At 69.5% G+C, this 14,195-nt stretch carries 14 protein-coding genes; 10 read left to right on the forward strand and 4 right to left on the reverse strand.

The window, feature by feature from the left end; all coding sequences use genetic code 11:
• The first annotated feature begins 7 nt into the window (after window positions 1-7).
• Window positions 8-1,714: a SulP family inorganic anion transporter gene (locus A5780_RS10740; protein ID WP_064908326.1), complete on the forward strand. Its 1,707-nt coding sequence runs from the start codon at window positions 8-10 to the stop codon at window positions 1,712-1,714.
• 21 nt (window positions 1,715-1,735) lie between these two features.
• Entirely contained in the window at window positions 1,736-3,124 is a 1,389-nt protein-coding gene (locus tag A5780_RS10745) for a diacylglycerol kinase family protein (RefSeq protein WP_082857055.1), read from the forward strand.
• Here A5780_RS10745 and A5780_RS10750 read toward each other — a convergent pair.
• Together A5780_RS10750 and dxr are read right to left on the reverse strand one after the other, a co-directional pair.
• Complete coding sequence (locus A5780_RS10750) at window positions 3,108-4,331, reverse strand: RIP metalloprotease (RefSeq protein ID WP_064908327.1); 1,224 nt, start codon at window positions 4,329-4,331, stop codon at window positions 3,108-3,110. The two genes, A5780_RS10745 and A5780_RS10750, sit on opposite strands and share 17 nt — an antisense overlap.
• 21 nt (window positions 4,332-4,352) lie before the next feature.
• Complete coding sequence (gene dxr, locus A5780_RS10755) at window positions 4,353-5,492, reverse strand: 1-deoxy-D-xylulose-5-phosphate reductoisomerase (protein ID WP_063015001.1); 1,140 nt, start codon at window positions 5,490-5,492, stop codon at window positions 4,353-4,355.
• 162 nt (window positions 5,493-5,654) lie between these two features.
• On the opposite strand from dxr, the gene A5780_RS10760 reads away from it, so the two are divergent.
• Window positions 5,655-5,939, forward strand: a complete 285-nt coding sequence (locus A5780_RS10760) for a DUF2631 domain-containing protein (RefSeq protein ID WP_104363070.1) — start codon at window positions 5,655-5,657, stop codon at window positions 5,937-5,939.
• Window positions 5,940-5,987: 48 nt separating this feature from the next.
• Here A5780_RS10760 and A5780_RS10765 read toward each other — a convergent pair whose 3' ends face one another.
• Window positions 5,988-6,722 (reverse strand): LysR substrate-binding domain-containing protein, encoded by a 735-nt coding sequence (locus A5780_RS10765; RefSeq protein ID WP_063014939.1) that lies wholly within the window; start codon window positions 6,720-6,722, stop codon window positions 5,988-5,990.
• A 194-nt stretch (window positions 6,723-6,916) separates the two neighbouring features.
• Between A5780_RS10765 and A5780_RS10770 the strand changes: the two genes are divergently transcribed.
• From A5780_RS10770 to crcB (A5780_RS10780), 3 genes are all read left to right on the forward strand, one after another.
• On the forward strand, window positions 6,917-7,564 hold the full coding sequence (locus A5780_RS10770) for a phosphatase PAP2 family protein (RefSeq protein ID WP_082976393.1): 648 nt from the start codon (window positions 6,917-6,919) through the stop codon (window positions 7,562-7,564).
• Between the two features lie 136 nt (window positions 7,565-7,700).
• Entirely contained in the window at window positions 7,701-8,219 is a 519-nt protein-coding gene (crcB, locus tag A5780_RS10775; RefSeq protein ID WP_063014948.1) for a fluoride efflux transporter CrcB, read from the forward strand.
• Window positions 8,216-8,578 (forward strand): fluoride efflux transporter CrcB, encoded by a 363-nt coding sequence (crcB, locus tag A5780_RS10780; RefSeq protein ID WP_064908329.1) that lies wholly within the window; start codon window positions 8,216-8,218, stop codon window positions 8,576-8,578. Before crcB (A5780_RS10775) ends, crcB (A5780_RS10780) begins: the two co-directional genes overlap by 4 nt.
• Window positions 8,579-8,599: 21 nt before the next feature.
• Here crcB (A5780_RS10780) and A5780_RS10785 read toward each other — a convergent pair whose 3' ends face one another.
• Window positions 8,600-9,742, reverse strand: coding sequence for a CdaR family transcriptional regulator (locus A5780_RS10785; protein ID WP_063028573.1), 1,143 nt, complete (start codon window positions 9,740-9,742; stop codon window positions 8,600-8,602).
• A 179-nt stretch (window positions 9,743-9,921) separates the two neighbouring features.
• Here A5780_RS10785 and hpnC point away from each other — a divergent pair, with 179 nt between their 5' ends.
• From hpnC to A5780_RS10805, 4 genes are read left to right on the forward strand one after another with little or no spacing between them, the layout of a single operon-like run.
• Window positions 9,922-10,776, forward strand: coding sequence for a squalene synthase HpnC (gene hpnC, locus A5780_RS41795; RefSeq protein ID WP_030513104.1), 855 nt, complete (start codon window positions 9,922-9,924; stop codon window positions 10,774-10,776).
• 2 nt (window positions 10,777-10,778) lie between these two features.
• Entirely contained in the window at window positions 10,779-11,681 is a 903-nt protein-coding gene (hpnD, locus tag A5780_RS10795; RefSeq protein ID WP_369829517.1) for a presqualene diphosphate synthase HpnD, read from the forward strand.
• Window positions 11,678-13,180, forward strand: coding sequence for a hydroxysqualene dehydroxylase HpnE (hpnE, locus tag A5780_RS10800; protein ID WP_064908343.1), 1,503 nt, complete (start codon window positions 11,678-11,680; stop codon window positions 13,178-13,180). The genes hpnD and hpnE overlap by 4 nt, the downstream gene beginning before the upstream one ends.
• Window positions 13,177-14,193 carry a polyprenyl synthetase family protein gene (locus tag A5780_RS10805; RefSeq protein ID WP_063014952.1) on the forward strand — a complete coding sequence of 339 codons (1,017 nt, stop codon included), beginning with the start codon at window positions 13,177-13,179 and terminating at the stop codon, window positions 14,191-14,193. Before hpnE ends, A5780_RS10805 begins: the two co-directional genes overlap by 4 nt.
• Window positions 14,194-14,195: the final 2 nt, after the last annotated feature.

The raw sequence follows: 14,195 nt of genomic DNA on the forward strand, positions 1-14,195 counted from the left end.
CGCGGCCGTGGGCTGGCGAGACAGTATCGGCCGGCTGCCCGGAATCGCGACCGCGCGTGGATATCACCGTGACTGGCTGCGCGCGGATGTGACCGCGGGCCTCGTCCTGACCGCGCTCCTGATTCCCGCGGGCATGGGCTACGCCGAAGCCGCCGGGCTGCCCGCCTACGCCGGCCTGTACGCGACCATCGTTCCGCTGCTCGCCTACGCCGTGGTCGGCCCGTCGCGAATCCTCGTACTCGACCCCGACTCGTCGCTGGCCCCGCTGATCGCGGCGGCGGTGCTGCCGCTGGCGGCCGCCGGTGATCCCCGCAGCGCCCTCGCGCTGGCGGGCGTACTGGCCGTACTCGTCGGCCTCATCCTGCTCGTCGGCGGTTTCCTGCGCCTCGGATTCGTCACCGAACTGCTGTCCAAACCCATCCGGCTGGGATATCTGAACGCCATCGCGCTGATCGTCGTCGTCGGGCAGGTGCCCAAACTGCTCGGATTCTCGGTCGAGGAGACCGGTCTGCTCGCCGAGATCGCGGCCATCGTCCGGGCGGTCTTCCACTCCGGCATCGAACCGGTCGCAGCGGCCGTCGGCATCGGATCACTCGCCGTCATCGTGATCTTCCGGATGTGGCTGCCGATCGTGCCGGGTGTGCTCGTCGCGGTCGTGGCCGGCATCGTGATCTCCGCGGCCGCCGGGCTCACCGACGAGATCGGGATGGTCGGCGCGTTGCCCGAGGGCCTGCCGCTGCCCTCGGTCGGCGGGGTCGGCCGGCACGAGGTCGCTCGCCTGATCGGGCCCGCGGCGGGTATCGCGCTGATCGCCTTCGCCGACAGCGGCGTCCTGTCGCGCACGTTCGCCTCGCGCCACGGCGAGGACGTCGACGGCAGTACGGAAATGAAAGCGATCGGGGTCGCCAATGTGGCCGGCGGGCTGTTCGGCGGATTTCCCGTGTCCGCCAGCGGCTCTCGCACCCCCGTCGCCGAACAGAACGGTGCGCATACGCAATTGGCGGGTGTGGTCGGAGCGGCCGCGGTGTTGCTGTTCGTCCTCATCGCCCCCGGACTCACGGCCTACCTTCCCGACGCGACGCTCGCGGCGGTGGTGATCGTCGCGGCCACCGCGTTGATCGATGTGCGCGGCCTGGTCCGGATGTGGCGGATGAGCACGGTGGAATTCGGCCTCGCCGTGGCCGCGTTCCTGGGCGTCGCGCTGGTGGGCGTCCTGCAGGGCATTCTGGTCGCGATCGGGCTGTCGTTCGTCGCGGTGGTCGCGCGGGCCTGGCAGCCGTACCGCACCGAACTCGTCGCCACCGCGGACCGGCCGGGTTTCCACGACATCGAACGCCACCCCGAGGGACACCGCTTCCCCGGCCTGGTGCTGGTGCGTTTCGACGCGCCCCTGTTCTTCGCCAACGGCCAGATCTTCGACGACTACGTGCGCTCGCTCGTCGCGCGGGCTCCGTACCCGGTCGAATGGGTGGTCGTCGCCGCCGAACCGATCACCGGCCTCGACACCACGGCCGTCGACGAACTCGTCGATCTCGACCGGTACCTCGAGGGCCGCGGGATCCGGCTGGCCTTCGCGGAGATGAAAGGGCCGATCAAGGACACGATCATCCGCTTCGGCGTCGGCGACCGGTTCGACGCGACGCATTTCTACCCCACCGTCGACGCAGCGGTCGATGCCTTCCAGCACCGATCCGATCACACGACCGATACCTGAGCGCCCGGGACGAGGCCTGCCATGAACCACATCTACGCCGAAGAGCCACCCTCGCACCGCCGATCCGGAGACGCAGCGAACGACGGCGGCCGCTCGCTGCGCGCCCGATCACGCTGGGCGCGAACAGCATTCGTCTTCGCCGGTGCGGCCGTGGTGGTGCCGGTCGTGTTCGCCGACGTGCTGGGTACCCTCGCGCTGCTGATCGTCGGTGCGGGCGGGGTGGTGGTGACGGTGGCCGCGCTGTACTGGTTCGTGAGCGACCGTGGGGCCATTCGGTGGGTGTCGGCGATCGTGGCGGTGGCGGCGCCGATCGTGGTTCTCGTCATGTTCGTGCGCACGGGCCTGCTGTGGGTCGTGCTAGTGGCGGGCGCGCTGGCCTTCGCGTCCATGTTCTGTGCTCGCGCCGCGCTACGGCCGGGTGAGGCCCACACGACGGCGATCGAATACTCCGCGCCGCCACCGCGACGACCGTTCCTGATCATGAATCCCCGCTCCGGGGGAGGGAAAGTCGCGAAGTTCGATCTGCGGCGCCGAGCCGAAGAGCTGGGCGCAGAGGTTGTGCTGATGGAGGGTCGCGTCGATGTCGCCGCCCTGGCTCAGGAGGCCGTCGAACGAGGTGCGGACCTGCTGGGCGTCGCGGGCGGCGACGGGACCCAAGCGCTCGTGGCCGGGGTCGCCGCCGCGCACGACCTGCCGTTCCTCGTGCTCAGCGCGGGCACGCGCAATCATTTCGCGCTGGACCTCGGGCTCGACCGCACCGATCCGGCGACCGGGCTCGACGCGTTGCGCGACGGCGTGGAGATGCGCGTCGACCTCGGCCGGATCAACGGCCGGCCGTTCGTCAACAACGCCTCGTTCGGCGTCTACGCCGAGATCGTGCGCAGCCCCGCCTATCGCGACGACAAGACCGCGACCGTCCTGCGCCTGCTCCCCGATCTGCTCGCCGGCCACAGCGGGACCAAGCTGGTGGCGCGTATCGGCGCCACCACGGTCACCGGCCCGCAGGCGGTGCTGGTGAGCAACAATCCCTACGGCACCAGCGATCTCGCCGGGCTGAGCCGCCGCGACCGCCTCGACCGCGGCGTGCTCGGGGCGGTCACGGTCTCGGTCTCCGATACCCGCGCGGCATTGGGTCTGATCCGTCGCACACACAGCCACGGACTGACCCAGCAGACCGCATCCGAAGTCGTCGTCGAGGCCGAGAGCTCACCGATCCCCGCCGGCGTCGACGGGGAATCGCTGCTCCTCGACACACCGGTGCGATGCGTCGTGGAACCCGGCGCGCTGCGCGTGCGCGTACCGCGCAACCGCCCCGGAACCCGCCCTGCCGCAGCCGCTCTGGACTGGCTGCGCCTGCGCGATCTGGCGCTCGGTCGCGCGAGCGCCGAATCCGCTACGGGAACAGCTTGATCGGGTTCACGATGTCGGCGACCAGGGTGAGGATCATGTACGCCCCGCCGATCACCACCACCACGTAGGTGGCGGGCAGCAGTTTCAGGTAGTCGACCGGAGCGCCGTTGGGCAGGCCCTTGCGGTTGCGCCACATGTTGCGCAGCTTCTCGAAGATCACCACCGCGATGTGGCCGCCGTCCAGCGGGAGCAGGGGCAGCAGGTTGAACGCGCCGAGGAAGAAGTTCAGGCTGGCCAGCACCAGCACGAACGCACCCCACAGCCCATGTTCGGCGGTTTCGCCGCCGATCTTGCTGGCGCCGTAGACGCTGACCGGAGTGTCGGCATCGCGCTGGCCGCCGGTGACCGCATGCCAGAGGCTGACCACCTTGCTCGGCATCTGCGCCAGCGAGGCGAACGTGCGGCCGAACATGTCACCGGTGAATGCCACCGAGGCCGGAACCGCGGAGATCAGGTTGTGCTTCACGGGACCGTAGAAGTCCTGTGCCACACCGACTTTGCTCACGTACACCGGCGTGGTGACGCGCTCGGAACTGTCGGTGGACTTCAGCGGATAGGTCGCCACCCGCTCCGGGGTCACCGGAATCTGCAGGGTCTGATCGTCACGTTTCACCGTGTAGACGACCGGGCCGTTGGCCTTCTCGGTGATCGAGCGGAAGTCGTTCCAGGTCTTGACGGGCTTGCCGTCGATCGCGGTCACCAGATCGCCGCGCTTCAGCCCGGCGCGTTCGGCCGGGCCGGGGCCGGTGCACTTCTGCATCGACCCGTCGGGGTTCTGCGCGGGCACGCAGCCGGCCGGGTAGATCTGGGTGGCTGGCGGCGAATCCAGCCGGGGCAGCCCCCAGGCCACCGCGAGCAGCATGATCAGCAGGAAGCCCAGGATGAAGTTCATCGCGATGCCGCCGAACATCACCACCAGCCGCTTCCAGGTGGCCTGCCGGTACATCGCGCGATGCAGGTCCTCGGGTGGAACCTCGTCCAGCGCGGTCATCCCCGCGATATCGCAGAAACCGCCCAGCGGCAGCGCCTTGAGGCCGTATTCGGTCTCACCGCGGCGGAACGAGAACACCTTCGGCCCGAAGCCGACGAAGTAGCGGCGCACCTGCATGCCGGTGGCCTGCGCCGCCCACATGTGGCCACATTCGTGTAGCGCCACCGATACCGTGATGCCGAGGGCGAACAGCACGAATCCGATCGCGAAGCCCATGCGGTATGGAACCCTCCTGAATCAGTTGCTCACGAGCGTGCGCGCACGCTGTCGCGCCCACGCATCCGCCGCGAGCACCTCGTCCAAGGTACTGGGTTCCGCGGCCCAGCGGTCGGCCGACTCGACGACCCGCGCGACCGTGCGCACGATATCCGGGAATCGCAGCGCACCGTCGAGGAATGCCTGCACCGCGATCTCGTTGGCGGCGTTGTACACCGCGGTGACGCTGCCACCGGCCTTACCCGCCGCGCGAGCCAGCTCGACCGCCGGGAAGACCTCGTTGTCGACCGGTTCGAATTCCCAGGTGAACGCGGTGCCGAAGTCGATCGGGGCGAGGGTGCCCGGCACCCGGTCGGGCCAGCCCAGGGCCAGTGCGATCGGCAGCTTCATATCGGGCGGGCTGGCCTGGGCGAGGGTGGAACCGTCGGTGAAGGTCGCCATCGAATGCACGATCGACTGCGGATGCACCGTGACATCGATCTTGTCGTAGTCGATGCCGAACAGCATGTGCGCCTCGATCAGTTCGAGGCCCTTGTTCACCAGCGTGGCCGAATTGAGGGTGTTCATCAAACCCATCGACCAGGTGGGATGAGCCTTGGCCGCGTCGGGGTCCACCGATTCCAGCATCTCGGCGGTCCAGCCCCGGAACGGGCCGCCGGAGGCGGTGAGCACCAGCCGCGCGACCTCGTCGGCGCGCCCGCCGCGCAGGCACTGCGCCATCGCCGAGTGTTCGGAGTCGACCGGGACGATCTGCCCGGGAGTGGCGGCCCGGGTCACCAGACTGCCGCCCGCCACGAGTGATTCCTTGTTGGCCAGGGCCAGGCGCCGCCCCGATTCCAGAGTCGCGAGCGTCGGGCGCAGCCCGAGCGCGCCGACCAGGGCGTTGAGCACCACGTCGGCGTCGGTGCGGCGCACGAGTTCGGTCACCGCGTCCGGACCGGTTAGGCCCACACCGAGTTTCGCGGCGGCGGCCGGATCGGCGACGGCCACGTTGTCGGTACCGGTGGCGCGGATCTGCTCGGCCAGCAGGTCGGTATTGCCGCCGCGCGCGGCCAGTCCGACCACCTGGAATCGGTCCGGATTGGCGGCGACGACCTCCAATGCCTGGGTGCCGATGGAGCCGGTGCTGCCCAGCAGCAGAACTTTCACGATGTCGGACACGCACTCATTGTCCACGGTGAATCGCCGCGCACGTCACCCCGCTGGCTACGACGCCCGGTCGTATGCAAACATATTCTCGACAGTCACCTTCACGACCTGCGGACCTCACGGTGCACTCCGCGCACCCGAACCGCAGCGAACACGGAAATGATGGGAGCGAACGTGGCCGCCACGGAACTGGAACCCGCCAAGAGCGCCGGCGTCGTCACCAAGGTCGATCCCGCCGAGGTTCCCTCCGCCGCCTGGGGCTGGAGTGGTGAATCGCGGCGCACCTTCCGTATCGCCGGATGGGTCGTCTTCCTGATCCTGCTGGCCATGCTGTTCGAGAACCAGCAGGGCCACACCTCGGGCACCGGCTACACCGGATACATCTTCCTGATCGGTTTCGCCGTCGCGCTGGCGGGCATCTTGATCCGCGATTCGATCATCCGGCGCAAGCCGCGCTGAATCACCGTCGCGTAGCGCATCATTCGACCGGCCGCTGAGGTGCTGACCTCAGCGGCCGCGTCGTTTCCGCGGGCCGCCGGCCTTGCCCGCCCGTCCCGGCTTCGCCGCGCCGCCCCGGCGTGCGGCCGGTTTCGCACCGCCGTCGCCCCGGCCCCTACCGCGCTGCGCCGCAACACCTTCGGCGCGCGCACCGGAATCCTGCCGGCCGCGCCGATCGCGTTCACCGGCGGTCCGGGAACTGCGTGCCGTGCGCCCGCGCACGACGCCGATGAATTCCTCGGCGAGTTCGACCGCGTCCTCGATCGGCCACGACAGCGCGACCTGGGTCGGATCGACATCGGTGAGCGGACGATAGATCAGGTCGCGGCGGTGATGCAGCCGTGCCAGCGACTGCGGCACCACCGCCGCCCCGCCGACCGCGGCCACCAATTCGACGGTGTCGCCCACCGCGTCGAGATCGGTCGCGTCCTGCATCCGCTCGCCCTCCAGATCGGCCAGGCTCACCTCGTCGAACAGCCCGATCGGATGATCCTTCTGCACCACCGCCACGGCGACCTCGTGGTAGAGCGGGATCGCGTGCAGCCCGGCCCGATCGATCGGTAACCGGACGAAGCACATGTCGACCCGTCCCTGCGCCAGTACGTCGCGCTGCTGTGCCTGCGGCACGGCGATCAAATCGAGCGGGACATCGGGGAACCGTTCGGCCCACACCCGCGCCCACTTGGCGACGGTGACGCCCGGGACGTAGCCGATGCGCAGCGCGGCGGGAGCAGACTCGGTCATGCGGCCAGCGTATGGCACCGGGCGGGCCGGTTCGGCATCCACCGCGAACCCCGGCGACCCGATACGCGATCCAGGTGACGCGGAGTTCGACGGCAGTGGTCGAAACCGTGCCCACCGGGCGAACACGGTAGAAATGATCGCAGTACGTTTCCCATCCTCCCCCGGCGTCCCGGGCAGACCAGATCGGATATGCGTTGACGACCCCCTCCCCGGCCCCGATGGCATCCGGCGGCCCCGGATTCGATCGGCCGCTGTTCACCACCATCACCGATTTCGCCGACCACACCCGGTGGCTCAACGACGCGATGCTCTGGTGGACCGACGCCGGTTTGGCGGTGTTCGCGGTGCTGATGGTGATCGGCTGGTGGCAGGCCCGGCGCCGCGACGACCGGTCCATGGCGCTGGCGCTGCTGGCTCCGGTCAGTGTGGTGGTCGCCTATCTGGTCGCCGAGGTGGTGAAGGTGATCGTCGCCGAACCACGCCCGTGCCGGGGCGTGCCGACCGCCTACATCATCGAAACCTGTCCGGTGCCGAGCGACTACTCGTTTCCCAGCGGTCACACCACCACCGCCGCGGCGACCGTCGCGGCGCTGTATCTGCTGAATCGGCGGCTGGGCTGGATCACGGCCGTCTTCGCGTTCGTACTGGCCTTCAGCCGGGTCTATGTCGGCGGTCATTACCCGCACGACGTCGTGGCGTCGGCGATCCTGGCTATTCCGGTCGCCGCTGCCGTCAGTCTGCTGCTGGCCCGCCCCGCCACGGCGGTGGTGACGCGCATGCGGTCCTCCGCACTGGCGCCGCTGGTCGCCGACGCCTCGACGGCGCCGGCATCCCGGATGTGAGCCTCACGCTATTCTGTCCGACGTGGCGGTGGGGCTCGCCACTTCGGCGCCGCGGCCGGAGCAACCGTGATCGGACGATCGCCAACAGTCCCTACTCGAGGTACCACCATGTTCGTGTTCGAGTAGGAGTCCGTCGTTGACCGAGCTACGCCGTGAGGAGCCCCGGCCCGGCGAATCCGCCGACCGGCCCGTCGATCCCGATATCGATCTGCACGTCCCGTCGCAACGCCGCGAACTGCTGCGCGAACACGGCGCGGTGCTGGCGGTGATCGGGCTGGGTGGCGGATTGGGCGGTCTGGCCCGCTACGGCCTCACCCAGCTCCTGCCGACACGCCCCGGGCAGTTCCCGTGGGGCACATTCACCGAGAATGTGCTCGGCTGCCTGGCGATCGGCGTGCTGATGGTGCTGATCACCGAGGTCTGGTCGGCGCATCGACTGGTGCGGCCGTTCCTCGGGGTCGGATTTCTGGGCGGGTTCACCACCTTCTCCACCTACGCCGTCGAAATCCGTAATCTGCTGCAACCCGGTTCGGCCGTGACGGCGTTCGTCTATCTGGCCGCTACCCTGCTGAGCGCGCTGCTCGCGGTCCTCGCCGGGGTGACGCTGGCGCGAATGACGCTGCTCCGCAAGGTGATTCGAGGAGAGGCACGATGACCGTCGTCCTGGTCTTCGCCGGTGCGGTGCTCGGCGCCCCGGCCCGCTACCTCACCGATCGGTTCGTGCAGGCACGCCACGACAGTCTGTTTCCCTGGGGCACGCTGACGGTCAACATCGTCGGCTGCCTGATTCTGGGCGCGCTCACCGGCGGTGCGGCCGGCAGCCCGGTGCTGGCGTTCGCGGGCACCGGATTCTGCGGGGCGCTCACCACCTACAGCACCTTCGGTTACGAGACCGTCCGGCTGCTCGAGCAGCGCTCCGCGTTCTACGCCGCGATGAACGTGGTGATCAGCGTGATCGCCGGACTCGGCGCCGCGCTGCTCGGCTATGCCGTGACGCACGCGCTGGTCGGCTGAGATCTCGCGGATATCGCCGACTCAACCGGCGCGTCCGTGCGGCTGATCCCAGACCAGCGCCAGATACATCCGGGCTCGCTCGCGTGGCGAATCCAGGCGCTCCCCGAGCAGGTCGTGCAGCCGGTCCATGCGGTAGCGCACGGTCTGCGGGTGAATGTGCAGATCGTCGGCGACCGCGTGCCGGTCGCCCATGTTCCAGAGCCAGCTGCGCAGCGTTTCGACCAGCCGGTCGCGCTTACCGTCGGGCAGTTCCCGAAGTGGTTGCAGCACTTGGGCACGCAGCGTTTCCAGCAGCCATTCGTCGCGATTGGCGATGATGGTGTCGAGTTCGTCGGCGACCACCACCGGCGAGCCGGACAGCACGCCGGCCTTGCGCAACCGCAGCGCGGTGCGGGCGATCCGCATACCGGTCGGCAGCAGGTCCAAGGTGAGCGGATGACCGATCACCGCGTCACAACCCCGCAGCGCGGCGATCAGCCGGGTGATCCGCCCGCCCAGCATCGGACTGGGCACGATCGCCCCGACCGCGTCGTCACGCCGGATCGGCAGGCAGTGACCGCCGAGATGTTCCACCACGCCGCAGGAGCGCGCATCGGCCGGATCGGCGAGCACCACCGCGACCTCGGGGGGCAGCTGCCAGCCCGCGCGTTCGGCGGCCAACCGGATTCCGACGGTGTCGGAACGGCCGGAAAGCAACATTTCCGCCAATTCCTCGCGGTGCCGTTCCCGGGCCGCGCTGGAGGCGGACTGTTCGAGCACATAACCGTGCGCCGAGGCCGCGGAGAATTCGTCGACGAAGGCGAAAACGGCCTCCGCCAGCACCGCGAGCACCTCCGGACCGAGATCGAGTTTCAGCGCCGTTTCCGCGACGTGATGCCAGGCGGCGCGGGCGCCGACCTGGTAGGCGCCGAGCAGATCGGACAGGTCCGCGCCGTCGTGCAGTTGCTGGCGGCCCACCTGTTCGAAGACCAGCTGTGTCGGCGGCGGGACGCCCTCACCAGCGGAATCGCCTGTGCGGGGGCCGTGTTCGGCCAGGTCCAGGAGCCGATGGACGAACAACACCCCGACCTCGGCGACCTCCGGGCGATGGTCGTCGAGATAGCGCGCGTAGTCGGGCCACTCCGCGGCGAGCAGATCACGGACCTCGTCCAGGAGATCGGGCATCCTAGCGTCGAGTTCCTCCGAAAGCTGCTCCAATGCCTCCGGTGTTATCGGAATTTCATTATGGGAATCGCTCATTCGAGTCCTTTCCGACTCGATTATCTTCCGGATACAAAAAACACCAACCGGAATCACCTCGACGGTTGAAGATTTGAGCCCTGTGTTGCGTTCACCATCGAAACATGGACGCAGCGACAGCCCCGGCCCGCTGGCTGCGGGCCCGTGAAAAGGAAGAGAACTTTCCCGTCGCGCTGCGGTGGTTGCCACGCGAACCACGCCGACACCTGCACGCGGTCTACGCAGCCACCAGGTTAATCGACCAGGTCGGCGACGAAGCCCCCGGCGATCGTGTGTCGCAACTGCTGACGCTGCGTGCCGACCTCGCCGGTCTCTACCAGGGTCGCACGCCCGACGATCCGGTGCTCCAGATGCTCGCCCCCACCGTGGCGGCGTGCGATCTGCCGCAGGAGGCGTTCCAGGAGTTGATCGAGGCCAATCTGCTCGATCAACGCGTCGGCCGCTACGCCACCTTCGAGGATCTGCTGGGCTACTGCCGGCTGTCTGCGAATCCGGTGGGCCGCCTGGTCCTTGCGGTCTTCGACCAGTCCACACCGGACACGCTGGCACTGTCGGATCGGGTGTGTTCGGCACTGCAGGTGCTCGAGCACTGCCAGGACGTGGCCGAGGACCACGCGGCCGGACGCATCTACCTGCCGCAGGACGATCTGGCCGCGGCCGGGGTGCCGGAAGCGGCGCTGGCCACCGGCGGACCGGGTGATCCGGCATGCCGAGCGGTGGTCCTGACCCAGGTCGAACGCTGCGAAGCGATGCTCGGCGAAGGAGCTCCGCTGGTCGCCCGGCTCACCGGATGGGCCCGGCTCGCAGTCGCGGGATATCTCGCGGGCGGATGCGCGACCGCGAAGGCGCTGCGCGCGGCCGAGGGCGACGTGTGGACCCAGCCGGTGCGGCCCCGCCACGTCGACACCGTGGCCTCGATGGTCACGCTGCTCGGCAAGGCCACGGTGGTGCCGCAGTGAGCATCATCGCGACCGGCCCGACCACCGCGGCGGCCTACGAGACCTGTGAACGGATCACCCGCACCGAGGCCAAGAACTTCTACTACGGTATCCGGCTGCTGCCCCCGGAGAAGCGCACGGCACTGTGCGCGCTCTACGCGCTGGCCCGCCGCATCGACGATATCGGCGACGAGCAGGGCGAACCGGCCACCAAAACCGAGGCGCTGACCCTGTTGCGCAAGGAATTGGACAAGGTCACCGGCGGCGCTGGCACCGACGATCCGGTGTTGTTCGCCGTCGCCGACACCGCGCGGCGCTATCCGGTGCCGCTGGGTGCGTTCGGCGAACTGATCGACGGTGTGCAGGCCGATGTCGACGGCGTCACCTACACCGACTTCGACGAGTTGACCCACTACTGCCGGTGCGTGGCCGGGGCGGTGGGCCGCCTGTGCCTGTCGATCTTCGGCTCCGGCGGTGATCCGTGCGCGCCGGTGTATGCCGATCAGCTGGGAATAGCGTTGCAGCAGACCAACATTCTGCGCGATATCCGCGAGGACCTCGGCAACGGCCGGGTCTATCTGCCCCGGGACGAGTTGCTGCGCTTCGGCGTCCGGCTCGAACTCGACGCCGGTGGGGCGCTCGACGATCACAACGGCGGACTGGCCGCGCTGATCCGCGCCGGCGCCGAACGCGCCGAGAACTGGTATTGCCTGGGACTGCGGCTGATTCCGCATCTGGACGGCCGCAGTGCCGCCTGCTGCGCGGCGATGGCGGGCATCTACCGGCGGCTCAACGAGCGCATCCGCGCCAATCCGGTGGCCGTCTACGACCGGCGGCTGTCGTTGAGCGCACGGGAGAAGACCCGCGTCGCATCCGGCGCCCTGCTGCAGTACTCGATGACGGCATTCGGGTGGGGCCCGCGATGACGGCGCGGGTGGCCGTGGTGGGCGGCGGGCTCGCGGGGATCACCGCGGCTCTGCGCTGCGCGGACGCCGGATATGCGGTGCGGCTGTATGAATCCCGGCCCTGGCTGGGCGGGCTGACGCATTCGTTTCCCCGTGGCGATCTGTGGATCGACAACGGACAACACGTCTTCCTGCGGTGCTGCGACCGCTATCTCGCACTGCTGGATCGGCTCGGCATGCTGGATGCGGTGCACCTGCAGCCGCGCTTGGACATACCCGTCTCCGGCGGTGGCCGCGCGGGCAGGTTGCGGCGGCTGCCGTTGCCGGCACCGTTGCATCTGAGCTGGGCGCTGCTGCGCTATCCGTGGTTGTCGCAGGGCGCGCGGGTGCGGTTCGTCCGGGCCGCACTTGCTCTGCGGGCGGTCGATCCCGCCGATCCACGGACGGACACCACCAGTTTCGGGGACTGGTTGCGTGCGCACGGCCAGGATCGCGACGCCGTGGACAGTCTGTGGGATCTGGTCGGCATCGCCACCCTCAACGCGCGCGCCGACGACGTATCGCTGGCGCTGGCCGCGACCGTCTTCCGGATCGGCCTGCTCACCGATGCCGATGCCGCCGATATCGGGTGGTCGCGGATCCCGTTGCGGCAGTTGCACGGTGAGGCCGCGCTGACCGCCCTCACCGCGGCCGGGGTTACGGTCGTCCACGAGCGAGTCACGGCCGTCCGGCGAGTAGCGAACGGGTGGGCGGTGTGCACCCGGTCCGGCGACTGCGCCGCCGACGCCGTCGTCTCGGCCGTGCCCCCTGCCGCGGCTCAGGCGCTGTTGCCCGCCGACGCGGTGGATCTGCCCGCGAATTGGGCTGCGAGCCTGGGCAGTTCGCCGATCGTCAACATCCACGTGGTCTACGACCGGCCGGTGATGAACGAATCCCTGCGAGCGGGGGTCGGCTCGGTCGTGCAGTGGGTTTTCGACCGCACCGACGCCTCGGGATTGCGCGTGGCGGGTCGCCGGAGCGCGGACGTCACCGACGGGCCACAAGACAGTTCGGCGCCGGTCGCGACAGCCGCACCGAGCCCGTCGGTGGCACCTGCCCGGTTTCCCGCCGGCGCGCAATATCTGGCCGTCTCCGTCTCCGCCGCCGACGCATTCGTCGATCGCCCCGTCGCCGAGCTGCGCCGGGAATTCCTGCCCGCCCTCGAACAGTTGCTGCCCGCCGCCCGCACGGCGCAGGTGGTCGACTTCTTCGTCACTCGCGAACGCCATGCGACGTTCCGGCCCGCACCGGGCAGTGCGCGGCTGCGGCCGCCCGCGGCCACCGCGTTGCCCGGCCTGGCGCTGGCCGGAGCGTGGACCGATACCGGCTGGCCCGCGACCATGGAGGGCGCCGTGCGCAGCGGGGAATCCGCTGCGGCCGAGATCATTTCGCATCCGTCGGGGCGTCGGCCCCGCGACGGTGCCGCCGAGCGCACCGGTATGCCCGAACCCCGCACGCGGATATCGGAGGTGATCAGATGACGGTAACCATCCTGTCCACGGTCGACGCCGACGGCCAGGCCGTCCGGTCGGCGCTGTCCGACGCCGTCGGGCGGCTCGACGACGCGATCCGGCCGGTGGTCGCCTATCACCTCGGTTTCTGCGACGAACGCGGCCGTCCGGCCGTCGCCGACAGCGGCAAATCGGTGCGGTCGCGGCTGACCATGCTCGCCGCCCACGCCGCCGGCGGCGACGAGCTCTGTGGGATTCCGGGCGCGGTGGCGGTCGAACTCGTGCACAACTTCTCGCTCGTGCACGACGACCTGATGGATCGCGACGCCACCCGCCGGCATCGGCCCACGGTCTGGGCGGTGTGGGGCGATCCGGTCGCCGTGCTGGCCGGCGACGCGATGCTCTCGCTGTCGCACGAGGTGCTGCTCGATTCCGGGTCACCGCACGCGGTGGCGGCGGCCCGGCTGGTCGGGAAGGCGACCCAGGATCTGATCATCGGCCAGGCCGCCGACGTCGACTTCGAACACCGCAACGACGTGACCCTCGCCGAATGTATCCGCATGGCCATGGGCAAGACCGCGGCGCTGCTCTCGGCGAGTGCCGCGGTCGGCGGTGTGCTGGCCGGGGCGCCGCCGGCGACGGTCGGGGCGCTGCGCACCTACGGCGACAACATCGGTCTGGCCTTCCAGCTCGTCGACGATCTGCTCGGCATCTGGGGCGATCCGGCGGTGACCGGCAAACCGGTGTTCTCGGATCTGCGTTCGCGCAAGAAGTCGCTCCCGGTCACCTGGAGCGTGGAATCCGGCCGCGCGGCCGGTCAGGCGCTGGCACAGTGGCTCGCCCAATCGGGCGAACCGAGCGAGAACGATCTGCGGGCCGCCGCCGACATGGTCGAGACCGCCGGTGGCCGGCGCTGGGCCCGCGCCGAGGCCCGGCGGCGGGTGCGCACCGCCCAGCAGGCTCTCGCCGCGGTCACCATCACCCCCGAATACCGCCGGGAGCTTTGTGACCTGGCCGATTTCATCGTGGAACGGAGTGCATAGGA

Source organism: Nocardia sp. 852002-20019_SCH5090214, assembly GCF_001665865.1.
Lineage (GTDB): Bacteria > Actinomycetota > Actinomycetes > Mycobacteriales > Mycobacteriaceae > Nocardia > Nocardia nova.

Coding starts and splice junctions, on each gene's coding strand:
- A5780_RS10745 (WP_082857055.1), top strand. CDS start 1,736: ATGAACCACATCTACGCCGAAGAGCCACCCTCGCACCGCCGATCCGGA.
- A5780_RS10750 (WP_064908327.1), bottom strand. CDS start 4,331: ATGGGCTTCGCGATCGGATTCGTGCTGTTCGCCCTCGGCATCACGGTA.
- A5780_RS10765 (WP_063014939.1), bottom strand. CDS start 6,722: ATGACCGAGTCTGCTCCCGCCGCGCTGCGCATCGGCTACGTCCCGGGC.
- crcB (WP_064908329.1), top strand. CDS start 8,216: ATGACCGTCGTCCTGGTCTTCGCCGGTGCGGTGCTCGGCGCCCCGGCC.
- A5780_RS10785 (WP_063028573.1), bottom strand. CDS start 9,742: ATGCCCGATCTCCTGGACGAGGTCCGTGATCTGCTCGCCGCGGAGTGG.
- hpnC (WP_030513104.1), top strand. CDS start 9,922: ATGGACGCAGCGACAGCCCCGGCCCGCTGGCTGCGGGCCCGTGAAAAG.
- hpnE (WP_064908343.1), top strand. CDS start 11,678: ATGACGGCGCGGGTGGCCGTGGTGGGCGGCGGGCTCGCGGGGATCACC.
- A5780_RS10805 (WP_063014952.1), top strand. CDS start 13,177: ATGACGGTAACCATCCTGTCCACGGTCGACGCCGACGGCCAGGCCGTC.